This window comes from Ancylobacter sp. 3268 (genome assembly GCF_031456575.1).
In the GTDB taxonomy this organism is placed as follows: domain Bacteria; phylum Pseudomonadota; class Alphaproteobacteria; order Rhizobiales; family Xanthobacteraceae; genus Ancylobacter.
Map to the genome: position 1 here is coordinate 284847 of NZ_JAVDUX010000006.1, position 14119 is coordinate 298965.

Consider the following 14119-nt stretch of genomic DNA (forward strand, 5'->3'; position numbering starts at 1 on the left):
GCGGCGGCCAGCGAGCCGTCGCAACAAAGGGAACAGGCCATGAGGACGTTGAGGCACGTCCCGGCCGTCGCCGCGATCTGCATGGCGTTCGCGGTGCCGCCGGCCACCGCGCAGAGCGGCAACGCACCGGACACGACGATACACGACGGCATCTGGCGGGTGGCGACCGAGCCGGTCACTGGCCCCTGCTCCAAGCGGATGGAATTCAAGCTCGCGGTCGAGGACGGCCAGATCAGCTATGCCGGTGTCTGGCCGGTCGATGCCAGCGGTACGATCAACCCTGTGGGGCTGGTCACCATCCGCGTGGTGCGCGGCGAGGAGACGGTCTCCGCCAAGGGACTGGTGCGCGGCGACACCGCCTCCGGCGACTGGGTGTCGCCGGCCAAGAACTGCTCGGGCTCCTGGATCGCCCGCAAGGCCTGATCCCCGCGACGGTGGCGACGGGGCGTCCCGCTCAGGAGAGCGCTCGATGAGCCGGATCCCGAATTTCGCCGGCGTCGGCTGGCGTGCGCCCAAGCTGCCGCGCATCGGCGAGGGCGCGCAGCCGTGGACGACGCCGGAAGGCATTGCGGTGAAGGCCGCCTACGGCCCGGCCGACATCGACGGGCTCGCCTTCGTCGACAGCTATCCCGGCACGGCGCCGTTCCTGCGCGGCCCCTACCCGACAATGTATGCGACGCAGCCATGGACGATCCGGCAATATGCCGGCTTCTCGACGGCAGAGGATTCCAACGCCTTCTACCGGCGCAACCTCGCCGCCGGGCAGAAGGGCCTCTCGGTCGCCTTCGACCTCGCCACCCATCGCGGCTATGACAGCGACCATCCGCGCGTCGCCGGCGATGTCGGCATGGCCGGCGTGGCCATCGATTCCATCCTCGACATGCGCACGCTGTTCTCGGGCATCCCGCTCGACCGGATGAGCGTATCGATGACCATGAACGGCGCGGTGATCCCGGTGCTGGCGCTTTATGTCGTCGCCGCCGAGGAGCAGGGCGTGAAGCCGGCCCAGCTCTCGGGGACCATCCAGAACGACATCCTCAAGGAGTTCATGGTCCGCAACACCTATATCTACCCGCCCGGACCCTCGATGCGGATCATCTCCGACATCTTCGCCTTCACGTCCAGGGAGATGCCGCGCTTCAACTCGATCTCGATCTCCGGCTATCACATGCAGGAAGCGGGAGCGACGCAGGATCTCGAGCTCGCCTATACGCTGGCCGACGGCCTCGAATATGCGCGGGCGGGGGTAAGGGCGGGGCTGCCGATCGACACGTTCGCGCCACGGCTGTCGTTCTTCTGGGCGATCGGCATGAATTTCTTCATGGAGGTCGCCAAGCTGCGCGCCGCCCGGCTGATCTGGGCGAAGCTGATGGCCGATCTCGGCGCCGCCAGCCCGAAATCGCTGCCGCTGCGCACCCATTCGCAGACCTCCGGCTGGAGCCTGACCGCGCAGGACGTTTTCAACAACGTCGTCCGCACCATGATCGAGGCGATGGCGGCGACGCAGGGCCACACCCAGTCGCTGCACACCAACGCGCTCGACGAGGCGCTGGCGCTGCCCACCGACTTCTCCGCCCGCATCGCCCGCAACACCCAGATCCTGCTGCAGCAGGAGAGCGGCACCATGCGGGCCATCGACCCGTGGGGCGGCTCCTACTATGTCGAGCGGCTCACCGCCGATCTCGCGGCGCGGGCGAGCGCGCACATTGCCGAGGTCGAGGCGCTTGGCGGCATGGCCAAGGCTATCGAGGCCGGCATCCCCAAGCTGCGCATCGAGGAAGCGGCGGCGACCACCCAGGCTCATATCGATGCCGGCGCGCAGATCGTGGTCGGCGTCAACAGATACAGGCCCGATCGCGAGACGCCCATCGACGTGCTCAAGGTCGACAATTCGGCGGTGCGCGCGGCACAGCTCGAAAAGCTGACGCGCCTCAAGGCCGAGCGCGACCCGCAGGCGCTCGACACGGCACTTACCGCCCTGCGCAACGGTGCCGCCGGCGGCGGCAACCTCTTGGCACTCGCCATCGACGCGGCGCGGGCGCGGGCGACGGTGGGGGAGATTTCCGATACGCTGGAGGCCGTCTTCGGCCGGCACCGGGCCGATATCCGTGCGGTGTCGGGCATCTATCGGCGGGAGGCAGAAAACACCGGAGGTCGCGCCATGGGCGACAAGGTCGCAGCCGTGCGCAGAAGGGTCGAAGCCTTCGAGACCGAGGAGGGCCGGCGCCCACGCATCCTGGTGGCCAAACTCGGGCAGGACGGCCACGACCGCGGCCAGAAGGTGATCGCCTCCGCCTTCGCCGATCTCGGTTTCGATGTCGATATCGGCCCGCTGTTCGCGACGCCGGAGGAGGCGGCGCGGCAGGCGGTGGAGAACGATGTGCACGTGATCGGCATCTCCTCGCTGGCTGCCGGCCATCTCACGCTGGTGCCGCAGGTGAAGGCGGCGCTGGCAGCGGAAGGCCGCGGCGACATCATGATCGTGGTCGGCGGCGTGGTGCCGCCGCAGGATCATGACGCGGTGCGCGCCGCCGGCGCCGAGGCGATCTATCCGCCCGGCACGGTGATCGCCGAGGCGGCGGGAGAGCTTGTCGAGGCCATCAGCCGGCGCCTGGGTCATAGCCGGGTGGCAGCGGAGTAGGCACCGCACCTTGCCGGGTCTCACATTTTCTCGGACTTGATCCTCGTCAAGGCGGGCGCGCACCGGCTATCCCAGATTTCGGAGGTCCGAGGGCGAAAAGCGGATGGCTTCCATCCGGCGCGCCCTCCGGAGACGTCGCGGGCGCAGGCATGGCGCGCGTCGCGCGGTAAGGGATGCGCCCCGTGCAAGCGGCCGAAGCCGGCCCTCCCGGCCCTATGACGGAGCCGGGACATTCCATGCGTGAGGGTCACGCACAAGCTGGTGAAGCGCCAGCGCATCGTATTCGACAGATATTTGCTGGAATGGAGACGATCATGTCCGATGCCAAGATTCCCGTGAAGATCACACCGAAACCCGCCGCGACGCCGCAGGCGGAACTGCCGACCGCCTTCGATCATCTGCGCCGCGAGATCGACCGGCTTTTTGAAGGCTTCGGCTTCGGCACGCGGCTTCCCTCGCTCACCGGCCGGAATGCCGACCTTCCCTGGCGTGGTTTCGGCGGCGCGGCGCTGATGCCGGCGCTCATGCCGGCGGTCGATGTCGTCGAGCAACCGAACGGCTATGAGATCTCTGCCGAGTTGCCCGGTCTCGACGCCGGGGATGTCGAGGTGAAGTTCGCCAACGGCATCCTCACGATCAAGGGCGAGAAGCGCGAGGAAAAGGAGCAGCGCGACAAGGACTATTACTATTCCGAACGGCGCTTCGGCTCCTTCCACCGCTCCTTTGCCGTACCTGACGGGGTCGACGCGGAGAAGATCGAAGCGAATTTCGCCAAGGGCGTGCTGTCAGTGAGGTTGCCCAAGAGCGCCGCGGCCCGGCAGAACGAGAAGAAGATCGAGGTGAAGGCCGCCTGATCCCCTATCGGGTCGCGCGATATCGGGCGTTCCCCTCCGGCGCGCGCGATCCGGACTGCCTGCGAAGCTCGCTCGGCCCTGATCATGGCGATCCGGGCCGTGTTTCTTGGCGATCCCCCGTCCGGCTGACGCTGCCCAGAGCAGCGCCAGACTGACCGCCAAATCGGCAATCTTGTTCATTCCCACGCCGGAGCGCTGGCCTCGACGACCCGACGGGGGCCCACTGTTCCGGGGAATCCTTGGTGGCCTCTGCCCTGCCTGGGGTGGAAAACCCTCCCTCTGCAGCGCGGGCAGGAGGATCGGCCGGATCTGGCACACCGTTTGCTTGGCAGTCTTGTATACAAGTCTGCGAGCCCAGCGTGATGAACCCGTCCACCGCCAATATCGAGGAAGCCATCCTCTCGGCCATCCTTGCCGGCCGCATCCCGCCCGGCACGCGGCTCGGCGAGCAGAAGCTCGCCGACCTGTTCGGCGTCTCCCGCACCCGCGTGCGCGAGGCGATGATGCGGCTGGAGACGCGCGGCATCGTGCAGGTGAGCGCCCGGCGCGGCTGGTTCGTGGTCGAACCCTCCGCCGACGAGGCGCGCGAGGCGTTCCAGACCCGGCGGGTCATCGAGACCGGCCTGTTGCAAACGGTGCGGGAGGTTCCGCCAGCGGTGCTGGCGAGCCTCAAGGAGCATGTCGCCATCGAGCGGCAGGCGATCGAGACCGGCGATGTCTCTTCCCGCGCCTGCCTGCTCGGCGATTTCCACATCCATCTGGCCGACGCGCTCGGCAACCGGCTGCTCACCGAGATCGTCCGCGACCTCACCGCCCGCACGACGCTGATCTCCATGCTCTACCAGCCGACCGAGAAGGCGGAAGAGTCGAGCCACGACCATGAGGACATCGTCGCGGCAATGGCGGCGGGCGATCTCGCCGGCGCCGCCCGGCTGATGGACGAGCATATCGGCAAGGTGGAGGCCGGGCTCGATCTCTCGGCCAAGCCCGATCCGCTCGCCAGCCTGCGCGAACTGCTCGTGCCGTCCACCTTCACCGACGTCGCCCCTTCCATGCCGCATCCCCACGGAGCCGCGGCCCCGCATGCGCCTCATCACCCATCGACGAAAGAGGACTGACCGATGAACCGCCGCACCCTGCTCGCCCTACTGACCGGCGCCGTGATCGCCGCGCAGACGCTGCCCGCCGCCATCCGGCCCGCCCATGCCGACGCCCTCGCCACCATCGAGGCCGGCAAGCTCATCCGCATTGCGGTGCCGCAGGACTTCCCGCCGTTCGGAAGCGTCGGCGCCGACATGGCGCCGAAGGGCTATGATGTCGACGTGGCGAAGCTGATCGCCGACAAGCTCGGCGTGAAGCTGGAACTCGTGCCGGTGACCAGCGCCAACCGCATCCCCTATCTACAGACCAACAAGGTCGATCTCGTCATCTCCTCGCTCGGCAAGAACCCCGAGCGGGAAAAGGTGATCGACTTCTCCATCGCCTATGCGCCGTTCTTCAACGGCGTGTTCGGCCCGGCCGACGTCGCGGTGAAGGATGCCAAGGACCTCTCCGGCAAGACCATCGGCGTCACCCGCGGCGCGGTGGAAGACCTCGAACTGACGAAGATCGCTCCGGCGGACGCCTCCATAAAGCGCTACGAGGACAATAACGGCACCATCTCCTCCTTCCTCTCCGGTCAGGTCGACGTCATCGCCACCGGCAACGTGGTCGCCGCCGCCATTCTCGCGCGCAACCCGCCGAAGAAGCCGGAGATCAAGTTCCTGATCAAGAACTCGCCCTGCTTCATCGGCCTCAACAAGAACGAGCCGGCGCTGCTGGCAAAAGTGGACGCCATCATCACCGAGGCGAAGAAGGACGGCGCGCTGGACGCCATTTCCGAGAAGTGGCTGGGCACCAAGCTGCCCGCCGATCTGTGAGCGGCTGGCGGAGACGGCGGTTTTCCGCCTTCGAGGCTCGCCGACGGTAAGCGCCTTCCTGCACCACGTCCCTCGCGGATGAGGACAGGACGCCCCTTCCGATGCGGCTTCCGCTTGCCCTCTCCGCTCGAACCCGGCTGTTGCGGGTTCGGTGTCGGCAAGGTCGAAACCGGAAACATCCGGTTTCGACGGAGAGGTGGCCCGCGCGGCGGATCGGTCAGGGGCGACGACATCGGGAAGCGTCAAAGTTTCCCCCGCCCCTCTCCTCCACGGGGGAGAGGGCGCCACCCGCTATTTTCGCCGTCTGAATCCTCTCCCTGCGAGGGAGAGAAGTTCCCGGCATCACCCCATCAGCGGGAGTTCAGCGCATGAACTACGCGTTCGATTTCGGATGGCTGGCCGATTACTGGCCGGTCCTCCTCAAGGGCATCGGAATTACCGTCGAATTGACGTTGGTGGGTGGCGTGCTCGGGGTCAGCCTCGGCATCGCCTGTGCCTGGGCGCGGGCGCTCGGACCGGTGTGGATCAAGCCGGTCGTGGCGGCCTATGTGGAGATGATCCGCAACACGCCCTTCCTCATCCAGCTGTTCTTCGTCTTTTTCGGCCTTCCGGCGCTCGGGCTGCGCATGGGCGAACTCCAGGCCGCCAACCTCGCCATGGTGATCAATCTCGGCGCCTATGGCTGCGAGATCATCCGCGCCGGCATCCAGGCGACGCCGCGCGGGCAGTTCGAGGCCGGCGCCAGCCTAGGCATGAGCCGCATCCAGACCTTCTGGTATGTGGTGCTGATCCCGGCGCTGCAACGCATCTGGCCGGCGCTGTCGTCGCAGATCGTCATCGTCATGCTCGGCTCGGCGGCGGTGTCGCAGATCGCGGCGGAGGACCTCACCTTCGCGGCGAACTTCATCCAGTCGCGCACGTTCCGCGCCTTCGAGACCTATTTCGCCGCGACGCTGATCTATCTCGCGCTGGCCGTCCTGCTGCGGCAGCTGCTGCGCGGGCTCGGCTGGACGATCTTCCCGAAGCGCGCGGCACGGTGAGGAAGGTGCCATGAACGACTTCTCCACCTGGGACATACTGCGCAACCTGCTCATGGCCGCGCGCTGGACCGTGCTGCTTTCCCTCGTCTCCTTCGTCGGCGGCAGCCTTGTCGGCCTGGCGCTGTTGTTCGCCCGTATCGGCAAGGGGCGGCTCGGGCCGGCCTTCGCCAAGACCTATATCGAGCTGTTCCAGGGCACGCCGCTGCTGATGCAGCTCTTCCTCGCCTTCTTCGGCCTCGGCCTGTTCGGCATCGACGTGCCGGCCTGGCTCGCCGCCGGGCTGGCGCTGATCCTGTGGACCGCCGCCTTCCTCGCCGAGATCTGGCGCGGCTGCGTCGAATCCGTCGCCAAGGGCCAGTGGGAGGCGTCCTCCAGCCTCGGCATGGGCTATTTGCAGCAGATGCGCTGGGTGATCCTGCCGCAGGCGCTGCGGGTCGCGGTGCCGCCGACCGTCGGCTTCTCGGTGCAGGTGGTGAAGGGCACGGCGCTCACCTCGATCATCGGCTTCGTGGAACTCTCCAAGGCCGGGACCATGGTCACCAACGCCACCTTCGAGCCGTTCACCGTCTATGGCTTCGTCGCCCTCATCTATTTCTGCCTCTGCTGGCCTTTGTCCAAGTCTTCCCAGATCCTCGAGAGGAAGCTCAATGTCGCTCATCGAAATCACTGAGGTGAAGAAGCGCTTCGGCGACAACGAAGTGCTCAAGGGCATCAATATCGACGTCGAGCCCGGCGAGGTCATCGCCATCATCGGCAAGTCCGGCTCCGGCAAGTCGACGCTTTTGCGCTGCATCAACGGGCTGGAGACCATCGACGAGGGCTCCATCTCGGTGGCCGGCGCCCAGCTGCTGCCGGACGAGTTGCACCTCAAGGCGCTGCGCCTGAAGGTCGGGATGATCTTCCAGGGGTTCAACCTGTTCCCGCACCTCACTGCCGGCCGTAACGTCATGCTCTCGCAGATGGTGGTGCGCAAGACGCCGAAGGCGGAGGCCGAGGCGATGGCGAAGAAGATGCTGGAGCGGGTCGGCCTCGGCCACAAGTTCGACGCCTATCCGGACCAGCTCTCCGGCGGCCAGCAGCAGCGCGTCGCCATCGCCCGCGCGCTCGCCATGCAGCCCATCGCCTTGCTGTGCGACGAGATCACCTCCGCCCTCGACCCCGAGTTGGTCAATGAGGTGCTGGCGGTGGTGAAGGAGCTGGCCTCGGAAGGCATGACGCTGCTCATGGTCACTCACGAAATGCGTTTCGCCCGCGATGTCTGCTCGCGCGTGGTGTTCATGCATCAGGGCCGGGTGCACGAGATCGGGCCGCCCGGCGAGGTGTTCGCCAACCCGAAGACGCCGGAGCTCAAGCAGTTCCTCGGCGTGGTGCACTGAAGGGCGCCGCCCTTCCCATCCGTCTCCCGCCATGGCACATCGGGCGCGATGAAAACCCGCCCGATGAAGCCCATTGCCTCCAATTGGACCGACGTGGTGCTGGTCTGCCGCAAATGCGCGAAGAAGCTGAAGAAGGGCTTCGGAGAGGCCGGCGACGACCGCCTCGCCCCGGCGCTGCGTGGGGCGGTCGCCCGTCGCGACGGCGGCAAGCCGATGAAAAAGCCGCGGCGCAAGGGCACCGGTGTCGCCGTGGTCGAGGTCGATTGCCTCGGTGTCTGCCCGAAAGGTGCCGCCGTCGTCGTGCCCGCCGGCGCGCCGGAGCGCTGGCGGCTGGTGCGGCACGGCGACGATCTCGCCACGCTGCTCGACGAGCTCGCCCCGCGGCGGACGCCCTGAGGCTCACCCCCTGAGGCTCACCCCCCGGCCGCCTTCTCCGCGGCGATCTGCCGGGCGTTCAGCGCCCACACCAATGCCGTAATGATGCTCACGCCGATGACGATCCCCACCAGCCGCTCGACCGGCGGGTCGAGCGTGGTGGGAGGACCGGTCGACACCATGGTGACGAGATAGGCGATCGCCGACTGGGTGCCGATATAGGTCTGCGCCGACTTCGTCAGGTGAATGCGGGCGAAGGCGAAGACGCCGAGGAAGAGCGTCAGCGTCCACCACCATTGCTCGGTGGCGTCGATCCCGATGACGACGAGCCCCGCCGAGCCGCCGAGGATGCAGCCGAGGATGCGCTGGAAGCCGCGATGGCGCGTCGCCGCCGGATCGGCGTCGATGATGATCAGGCTGGAGATGAGCACCTGAGGCAGTTGCGGCAAGTCGAACATCGTCCAGGCGAGGATGATCACCAGCGTGCCGAGCGCGGCGATATAGGACTGCTTCAGCGCGCTTTCCGGCGTAGTGGGCGTGGGCGCCGGCACGATGTGGCCGAGGCCTCCCGCCCGAGGGCCGAGCGCCCAGTTGGCGAGCGTCCCGCACGCCACGCCGATGACGATCTCGTAGCAGCGATAGCGGGCGAAGGAATAGAGATCCTGCGGCTGCACCATAGTGTAGAGCATCACCAGCGCGAAGGTGAGCGCGCCGTAGAACCAGGCGTAGCCATAGGCGCTGCGCTGCCGGCCATAGGTGCCGACACCGGCGGCGATCATCACCAGCGCCGCCTGCGGCAGCTGCAGCCCTTCCATCCACTGGCCGAGATTGTAGCCCAGCGCGACGCCGGCGAAGGTACCGGCGATCCGCAGCACCCCCTTGGTGAACAGCGCGTCGCGATCGACATTGGCGATGATCATCACCGACAGCGCCGCCCAATAGGGATCGGCCAGCCCCATGGCGAGCGAGATGTAGACGGCGGCGAGGACGCCGGTGGCGGTGGCGAGGGCCTGCCGGGTGACGTCGTCCATCTCCCGGCTCCCCGGCTCAGAACCAGATCAGGGCGCGCGCATCGGCGCCGTTGAACAGGCCGAGGCCCGCCGGCCAGTCGTCGAGGGTGATCTCGATCGGAAAACGCCGCGGCAGCCTCACCCAGTCGGTGGTCGGCTCGACATAGGGCACCACCTGCGGGTTGTCCGGCGAGCGCGACACGCCGGCGGCGATGCCGCTTACCCGGCCGTAGTGGACCACCCAGGGATCGGAGCCGAGGGTGAGCCACACGCGCTGGCCGCTGCGAATGCGGGCGAGATGGCGCTCGGGGAGGTTGGCGACCACCCGTGTCCGCCGGTCCGTCACCACCGCCAGCACCTCGGTGCCCGTCTTGAGGTAGTCGCCCTGGCGGATGGTGAAGGGCGCGATGCGGCCAGCTTCCGGGGCCGCCACGGTGGTCTTGGAGAAATCGTACTGCGCCTTGGCGAGATCGGCCTGCGCCGCCACGATCGTCGCGCCGACCACCGCCACGCGACGGTTCGACACGTCGAGCGCCGCCTGAGCGGTCAGCACATTGGCGGTGGCCGTGGCGACGTCGCGGGTGGCAACGTCGAGCGCCGCCTCGGGCGAGAAGCCCTCGGTCGACAGCGACTTCACCCGGCCGAGCTGGGCCTGCGCATTGGTCAGCACCGCCTGAGCCGAGGAGATGCCGGCCTTCGCCGAGTTCACCTCGTCCTTCGCCAGCTCCAGATCGGCCTGCGCCTGCTGCACCGCCGCCTGTGTCTGCTGCACCTTGAGCTGATATGGCGTCTTCTCGATCTCGAACAGCAGCTGCCCGGCAGAGACCGCCTGGTTGTTCTGCACCGCCAGCCGTGAGACCGGGCCTTCGACCTCCGATGAGATGACGATGATGTCGCTCATCACATAGGCGTCGGCGGTATAGGCGAGGAAGCGGACGCTGATCTCATAGGCGGCGAACAGCGCCAGCAATACGCCGATGATGAGCTTCACCGGATGGCGCAGCAAGGCAGTGAACATCAGGGAACGAATCTCCGGCGCCGGGGCGCCGGCATCATCGCGGCTTTGACGGCGAAGCTCAATCCGCCGCCAACCCGCCTGCGCTCAGAGCGGCGGGTGCGGGATCGAGGCCAGCAATTCGCGGGTGTACTCCGCCTCGGGAGCGGCCATGATCGCCTCGGTTGCACCCTCCTCGACGATGCGCCCGGCGCGCATCACGATCACCCGGTCGCACAGCATGCGCACCACTTCGAGGTCGTGGCTGACGAAGATGTAGCTCATACCGAGCCGCTGCTTCAGCTCCTGCAGCAGGTTGAGCACCACTGCCTGCACGGAGACGTCGAGCGCCGCCGTCGGCTCGTCGAGGATGACCAGCTCCGGGTCGGGCGCGATGGCGCGAGCGATGCCGACGCGCGCCTTCTGGCCGCCGGACAGCTGGTGCGGGAAGCGGTCGAGCAGGCTTGCCGGCAGGCCGACCAGCCGGGCGAGATCCTCGACCTTGGCCCGCAGCGCGGCGCCGGCAAGGCCGGAGCCGGAGAGTCTTGAACCCATGCGCAGCAGCGGATCGGCGATGGCGCGGGCGGCGGTGTAGCGCGGATTGAGGCTGTCGGTCGGGTCCTGGAACACCAGCTGGATGCGCGAGCGCCAGGGCGAGCCGGCGAAGCGCTTCGCCGGGATCGCTGAGAGGTCCTCGCCCTTGAAGACGATGCGTCCCGAGGTAGGGTCGAGCAGGCGCATCAGCATCATCGAGGTGGTGGACTTGCCGCAACCGCTCTCGCCGACAAGGCCGAGGCTCTCGCCCTTGGCCACCGAGAAGCTGATGCCGTCCACCGCGCGGAACGGGTCGGCCGCCGCCCCCTTGATGCCGAACGCACCGGCGAGGCCGGTCGCGGGCGTCTGGCGCGGATATTCCTTCACGAGGTTTTCCACCACCAACAGCGGCGTGCCGGCACCTTCCACCGGCGCGGCCGGCGCGGCAGCGGCCGGCGCCGCGTCCTCCGGCAGCAGGTCGCGCAGGGTGACGCCCTTGCGCGGCGTCGCCCGCATCAGCTTGCGGGTGTAGGGGTGCTGCGGAGCGCGGAAGATCGCCTCGGCAGTGGCGGTCTCCACCACCCTGCCCTTCTCCATCACCATCACCCGGTCGCAATAGGCCGCCGCGAGGCCGAGATCGTGGGTGATGAGGAGGGTGGACATGTTGCGCGCGCGGGTGAGCTCGACCACGAGGTCCATCACCGCCTTCTGCGTGGTGACGTCGAGGCCGGTGGTGGGCTCGTCGGCGATCAGCAGCTGCGGCCGGCAGGCCAGCGCCAGCGCGATGACGATGCGCTGGCACATGCCGCCGGACAGCTCGAATGGATAGGCGTGGTAGCGCTCCTCCGGCCGGGCGATGCGCACCGCCTTCAGCACCTCGATCGCCTTCTCCTTGGCGTCGGAAGGCTGCGCCTGCACATGCTCGATCAGCACGTCCTCGATCTGTTTGCCGACCTTGCGGATCGGGTTGAGCGCCGCGCGCGGGTTCTGGAAGATCATCGACATTTCCCGCCCGCGCAGGGCGCGGACGGTGCCCTCGGAGGCGGCCCCGATATCGACGCCGCCGAAGGAGATCGTCCCTTCGGCGATCCGCCCGGCGCGGTCGAGGATGCGCATCACCGCATAGGAGGTGACCGACTTGCCCGAGCCGGATTCGCCGACGATGCCGAGCGTCTCGCCCTTGGCGAGGGTGAGGTCGACCCTCTCCACCGCCCGCACCGTGCCGCGCCGCGTGGCGAATTCGACGGTGAGGTCGCGCACCTCCAGAAGCGGCGGCTGCATGTGGTTTGTCCCGGTATGCATGTTCATCGGGATCTCCTCAGGTGCGCCGCTGCGGATCGACGAGGTCGCGCAGGCCGTCGCCGAGCAGGTTGAAGCAGAACACCGCCAGCATCAGCGTCACGCCCGGGAAGAAGGCGATCCACCACTCGCCGGAGATGATGAAGGAGGCACCTTCGGCCACCATGATCCCCCATTCCGGGGTGGGCGGGCGCACGCCGAGCCCGATGAAGGACAGGCCGGCGGCATTGAGGATGGCGTAGCCCATGGTGAGCGACACCTGCACCATCATGATCGGCAATATGTTCGGCGCGATGTGGCCGAGCAGGATGCGCATCTCCGAATTGCCGGAGAGCCGCGCCGCCTGCACGAAGCCGGCCTCGCGGCGGATGTTCGCCTCGGCGCGGGCGACGCGTACATAGAGCGGGAAATTGATGATGGCGGTGGCGATGACGATATTGGTCACCGTGTTACCAAGCGCCGCCACGATGCCCATGGCCAGCACGAAAAGCGGGAAGGCCATGATGGTGTCGGAGACGCGCCCGACGATGCGGTCGGTCCAGCCGCCGAAATAGCCGGAGGCGATGCCGGCGAAGCCGCCCGCCACGAACACCAGCGCCACCGAGGCGATGGCGATGATCATGTCGAGCCGCGCCGCCACCACCACGCGCGAGAAGATGTCGCGCCCGAGCTGGTCGGTGCCGAACCAGTGCGCGGCGCTGGGTGGTTGAAGCGCCGCCGCGGTATCGCTCGCCAGCGGGTCGACCGGGACCACATAGGGGCCGATCAGCGCTGCCAGCGCGAACAGCGTGAACAGGCCGAAGGCGATGCCGGTCACCGGGTTTTCCGCCACGATATGGCGGGCATGCGAGAACAGGCTGTCCTTCGGCGCGGGCATGTCGGTCGCGGCAAGGCTCATGGTGCCCTCCTCAGGCTTCGATGCGCACGCGCGGGTCGACGAGGCCGTAGAGGATGTCGATCGCGAGGTTGAGCAGCACGTAGAGAATGGCCATGGCGAGCACGAAGCCCTGCACCGGCGCGAAGTCGGAGGTGATCAGCGCCTCGATGGCGTAGGAGCCGATGCCCGGCCAGGCGAACACCTTCTCCACCAGCACATTGGCGCCGAGCAGGAAGGAGAACACCATGCCGAGCGTGGTGATCACCGGCAGCAGCGCGTTGCGGAAGGCATAGCCCATCACGACCTTGGAGGGCTTCAGCCCGCTGGCCCGTGCGGTGCGCACGAAGTCCGAGGCCAGCACGGCGAGCATGGAGGCGCGTGTCATGCGGGCGATCGGCGCCAGCGAGAAGATGGCCAGCGTCACCGCCGGCAGCCAGATCTGCGACCAGGCGGCGCGGAACAGCTCGAGGTCGCCGGCGATCAGGCTGTCGATCAGGTAGAAGCCGGTCACGGTGTCGGGCGCGGAATAGATGAAGTCGAGCCGGCCCATCGGCGCCGGCGCCCAGCCGAGCCGGTAGTAGAACACATAGACCAGCAGCAGTCCGGTGAAGAACACCGGCAGCGAGACGCCGGCGGTGGCGACGATGCGGCACAGATGATCGACCCAGGACCCCTGCCGTACTGCCGCGAGGATGCCCAGCGGCACCGACACCGCGACCGAGATGAGCAGGCCGAGCAGCGTCAGCTCGGCCGAGGCCGGCAGCCGCGCGGTGATATCCTCGAACACCGGCTGGCCGGTGGTGAGCGACATGCCGAGATTACCGGTGGCGAGATCCTTCACATAGGCGAGGAACTGCACCGGCAGCGGCTGGTCGAGGCCGAGCGTGGCGCGGATCTCGGCGATGGCCTGCGGCGTGGCGGCGGGACCGGCGAAATAGGCGGCGGTATCGCCGGGCAGCACCCGCGTGAGCAGGAAGGTGACGATGACGACGCCGACGAGGCTGGGCACCGCTGTGCCGAGCCGGCGGACGATCTGCTTGAGCACGCGCACCTCCTGAGGACGGATGGGTGGGTAGGCAATGCGAAGGCTGGACGGGAACGACCGGGGGGACAGAAAATCCAACCACCCGTATGTCAACCGGACCGGCGGTCGCCGGATAAGCGATTGCCGAACGCGGACTGCGACGACATTACGTTCTG

14 protein-coding genes are annotated in these 14119 nt (G+C 67.7%); 9 read left to right on the plus strand and 5 right to left on the minus strand.

All coding sequences use genetic code 11. The annotated features are described in order from the left end of the window. Positions 1-39 precede the first annotated feature (39 nt). The 9 genes from J2X65_RS11340 (at position 40) to J2X65_RS11380 (ending at position 8226) form a co-directional block, all read left to right on the plus strand. Positions 40-423 carry a hypothetical protein gene (locus J2X65_RS11340; protein ID WP_310201018.1) on the plus strand — a complete coding sequence of 128 codons (384 nt, stop codon included), beginning with the start codon at positions 40-42 and terminating at the stop codon, positions 421-423. Positions 424-469: 46 nt separating this feature from the next. Beyond that, on the plus strand, positions 470-2641 hold the full coding sequence (scpA, locus tag J2X65_RS11345) for a methylmalonyl-CoA mutase (protein WP_310201019.1): 2172 nt from the start codon (positions 470-472) through the stop codon (positions 2639-2641). Between the two features lie 314 nt (positions 2642-2955). Further along, a complete protein-coding gene (locus J2X65_RS11350) occupies positions 2956-3495 on the plus strand; it encodes an Hsp20/alpha crystallin family protein (protein ID WP_310201020.1) in 540 nt (179 codons plus the stop codon). A 362-nt stretch (positions 3496-3857) separates the two neighbouring features. Beyond that, positions 3858-4613, plus strand: a complete 756-nt coding sequence (locus J2X65_RS11355; protein ID WP_310201021.1) for a GntR family transcriptional regulator — start codon at positions 3858-3860, stop codon at positions 4611-4613. 3 nt (positions 4614-4616) lie between these two features. Further along, a complete protein-coding gene (locus tag J2X65_RS11360; protein WP_310201022.1) occupies positions 4617-5414 on the plus strand; it encodes a transporter substrate-binding domain-containing protein in 798 nt (265 codons plus the stop codon). 368 nt (positions 5415-5782) lie between these two features. Next, on the plus strand, positions 5783-6454 hold the full coding sequence (locus tag J2X65_RS11365) for an amino acid ABC transporter permease (RefSeq protein WP_310201023.1): 672 nt from the start codon (positions 5783-5785) through the stop codon (positions 6452-6454). Positions 6455-6464: 10 nt separating this feature from the next. Then, positions 6465-7124 (plus strand): amino acid ABC transporter permease, encoded by a 660-nt coding sequence (locus J2X65_RS11370; RefSeq protein WP_310201024.1) that lies wholly within the window; start codon positions 6465-6467, stop codon positions 7122-7124. Next, a complete protein-coding gene (locus tag J2X65_RS11375) occupies positions 7102-7830 on the plus strand; it encodes an amino acid ABC transporter ATP-binding protein (protein WP_310201025.1) in 729 nt (242 codons plus the stop codon). Before J2X65_RS11370 ends, J2X65_RS11375 begins: the two co-directional genes overlap by 23 nt. A gap of 63 nt (positions 7831-7893) precedes the next feature. Beyond that, on the plus strand, positions 7894-8226 hold the full coding sequence (locus J2X65_RS11380; RefSeq protein ID WP_310201026.1) for a (2Fe-2S) ferredoxin domain-containing protein: 333 nt from the start codon (positions 7894-7896) through the stop codon (positions 8224-8226). A 17-nt stretch (positions 8227-8243) separates the two neighbouring features. On the opposite strand, the gene J2X65_RS11385 is transcribed toward J2X65_RS11380, so the two are convergent. From J2X65_RS11385 to J2X65_RS11405, 5 genes are all read right to left on the minus strand, one after another. Further along, complete coding sequence (locus J2X65_RS11385) at positions 8244-9236, minus strand: FUSC family protein (RefSeq protein ID WP_310201027.1); 993 nt, start codon at positions 9234-9236, stop codon at positions 8244-8246. 16 nt (positions 9237-9252) lie between these two features. After that, a complete protein-coding gene (locus J2X65_RS11390) occupies positions 9253-10233 on the minus strand; it encodes an HlyD family secretion protein (protein WP_310201028.1) in 981 nt (326 codons plus the stop codon). A gap of 84 nt (positions 10234-10317) precedes the next feature. Next, positions 10318-12051 carry an ABC transporter ATP-binding protein gene (locus J2X65_RS11395; RefSeq protein ID WP_310201029.1) on the minus strand — a complete coding sequence of 578 codons (1734 nt, stop codon included), beginning with the start codon at positions 12049-12051 and terminating at the stop codon, positions 10318-10320. 10 nt (positions 12052-12061) lie between these two features. Beyond that, positions 12062-12919, minus strand: a complete 858-nt coding sequence (locus J2X65_RS11400; RefSeq protein ID WP_404977695.1) for an ABC transporter permease — start codon at positions 12917-12919, stop codon at positions 12062-12064. A gap of 31 nt (positions 12920-12950) precedes the next feature. Then, a complete protein-coding gene (locus tag J2X65_RS11405; protein ID WP_310201031.1) occupies positions 12951-13964 on the minus strand; it encodes an ABC transporter permease in 1014 nt (337 codons plus the stop codon). Between the last annotated feature and the right edge of the window lie 155 nt (positions 13965-14119).

Coding starts and splice junctions, on each gene's coding strand:
- J2X65_RS11340 (WP_310201018.1), top strand. CDS start 40: ATGAGGACGTTGAGGCACGTCCCGGCCGTCGCCGCGATCTGCATGGCG.
- scpA (WP_310201019.1), top strand. CDS start 470: ATGAGCCGGATCCCGAATTTCGCCGGCGTCGGCTGGCGTGCGCCCAAG.
- J2X65_RS11350 (WP_310201020.1), top strand. CDS start 2,956: ATGTCCGATGCCAAGATTCCCGTGAAGATCACACCGAAACCCGCCGCG.
- J2X65_RS11355 (WP_310201021.1), top strand. CDS start 3,858: ATGAACCCGTCCACCGCCAATATCGAGGAAGCCATCCTCTCGGCCATC.
- J2X65_RS11360 (WP_310201022.1), top strand. CDS start 4,617: ATGAACCGCCGCACCCTGCTCGCCCTACTGACCGGCGCCGTGATCGCC.
- J2X65_RS11365 (WP_310201023.1), top strand. CDS start 5,783: ATGAACTACGCGTTCGATTTCGGATGGCTGGCCGATTACTGGCCGGTC.
- J2X65_RS11370 (WP_310201024.1), top strand. CDS start 6,465: ATGAACGACTTCTCCACCTGGGACATACTGCGCAACCTGCTCATGGCC.
- J2X65_RS11375 (WP_310201025.1), top strand. CDS start 7,102: ATGTCGCTCATCGAAATCACTGAGGTGAAGAAGCGCTTCGGCGACAAC.
- J2X65_RS11380 (WP_310201026.1), top strand. CDS start 7,894: ATGAAGCCCATTGCCTCCAATTGGACCGACGTGGTGCTGGTCTGCCGC.
- J2X65_RS11385 (WP_310201027.1), bottom strand. CDS start 9,236: ATGGACGACGTCACCCGGCAGGCCCTCGCCACCGCCACCGGCGTCCTC.
- J2X65_RS11390 (WP_310201028.1), bottom strand. CDS start 10,233: ATGTTCACTGCCTTGCTGCGCCATCCGGTGAAGCTCATCATCGGCGTA.
- J2X65_RS11395 (WP_310201029.1), bottom strand. CDS start 12,051: ATGAACATGCATACCGGGACAAACCACATGCAGCCGCCGCTTCTGGAG.
- J2X65_RS11400 (WP_404977695.1), bottom strand. CDS start 12,919: ATGCCCGCGCCGAAGGACAGCCTGTTCTCGCATGCCCGCCATATCGTG.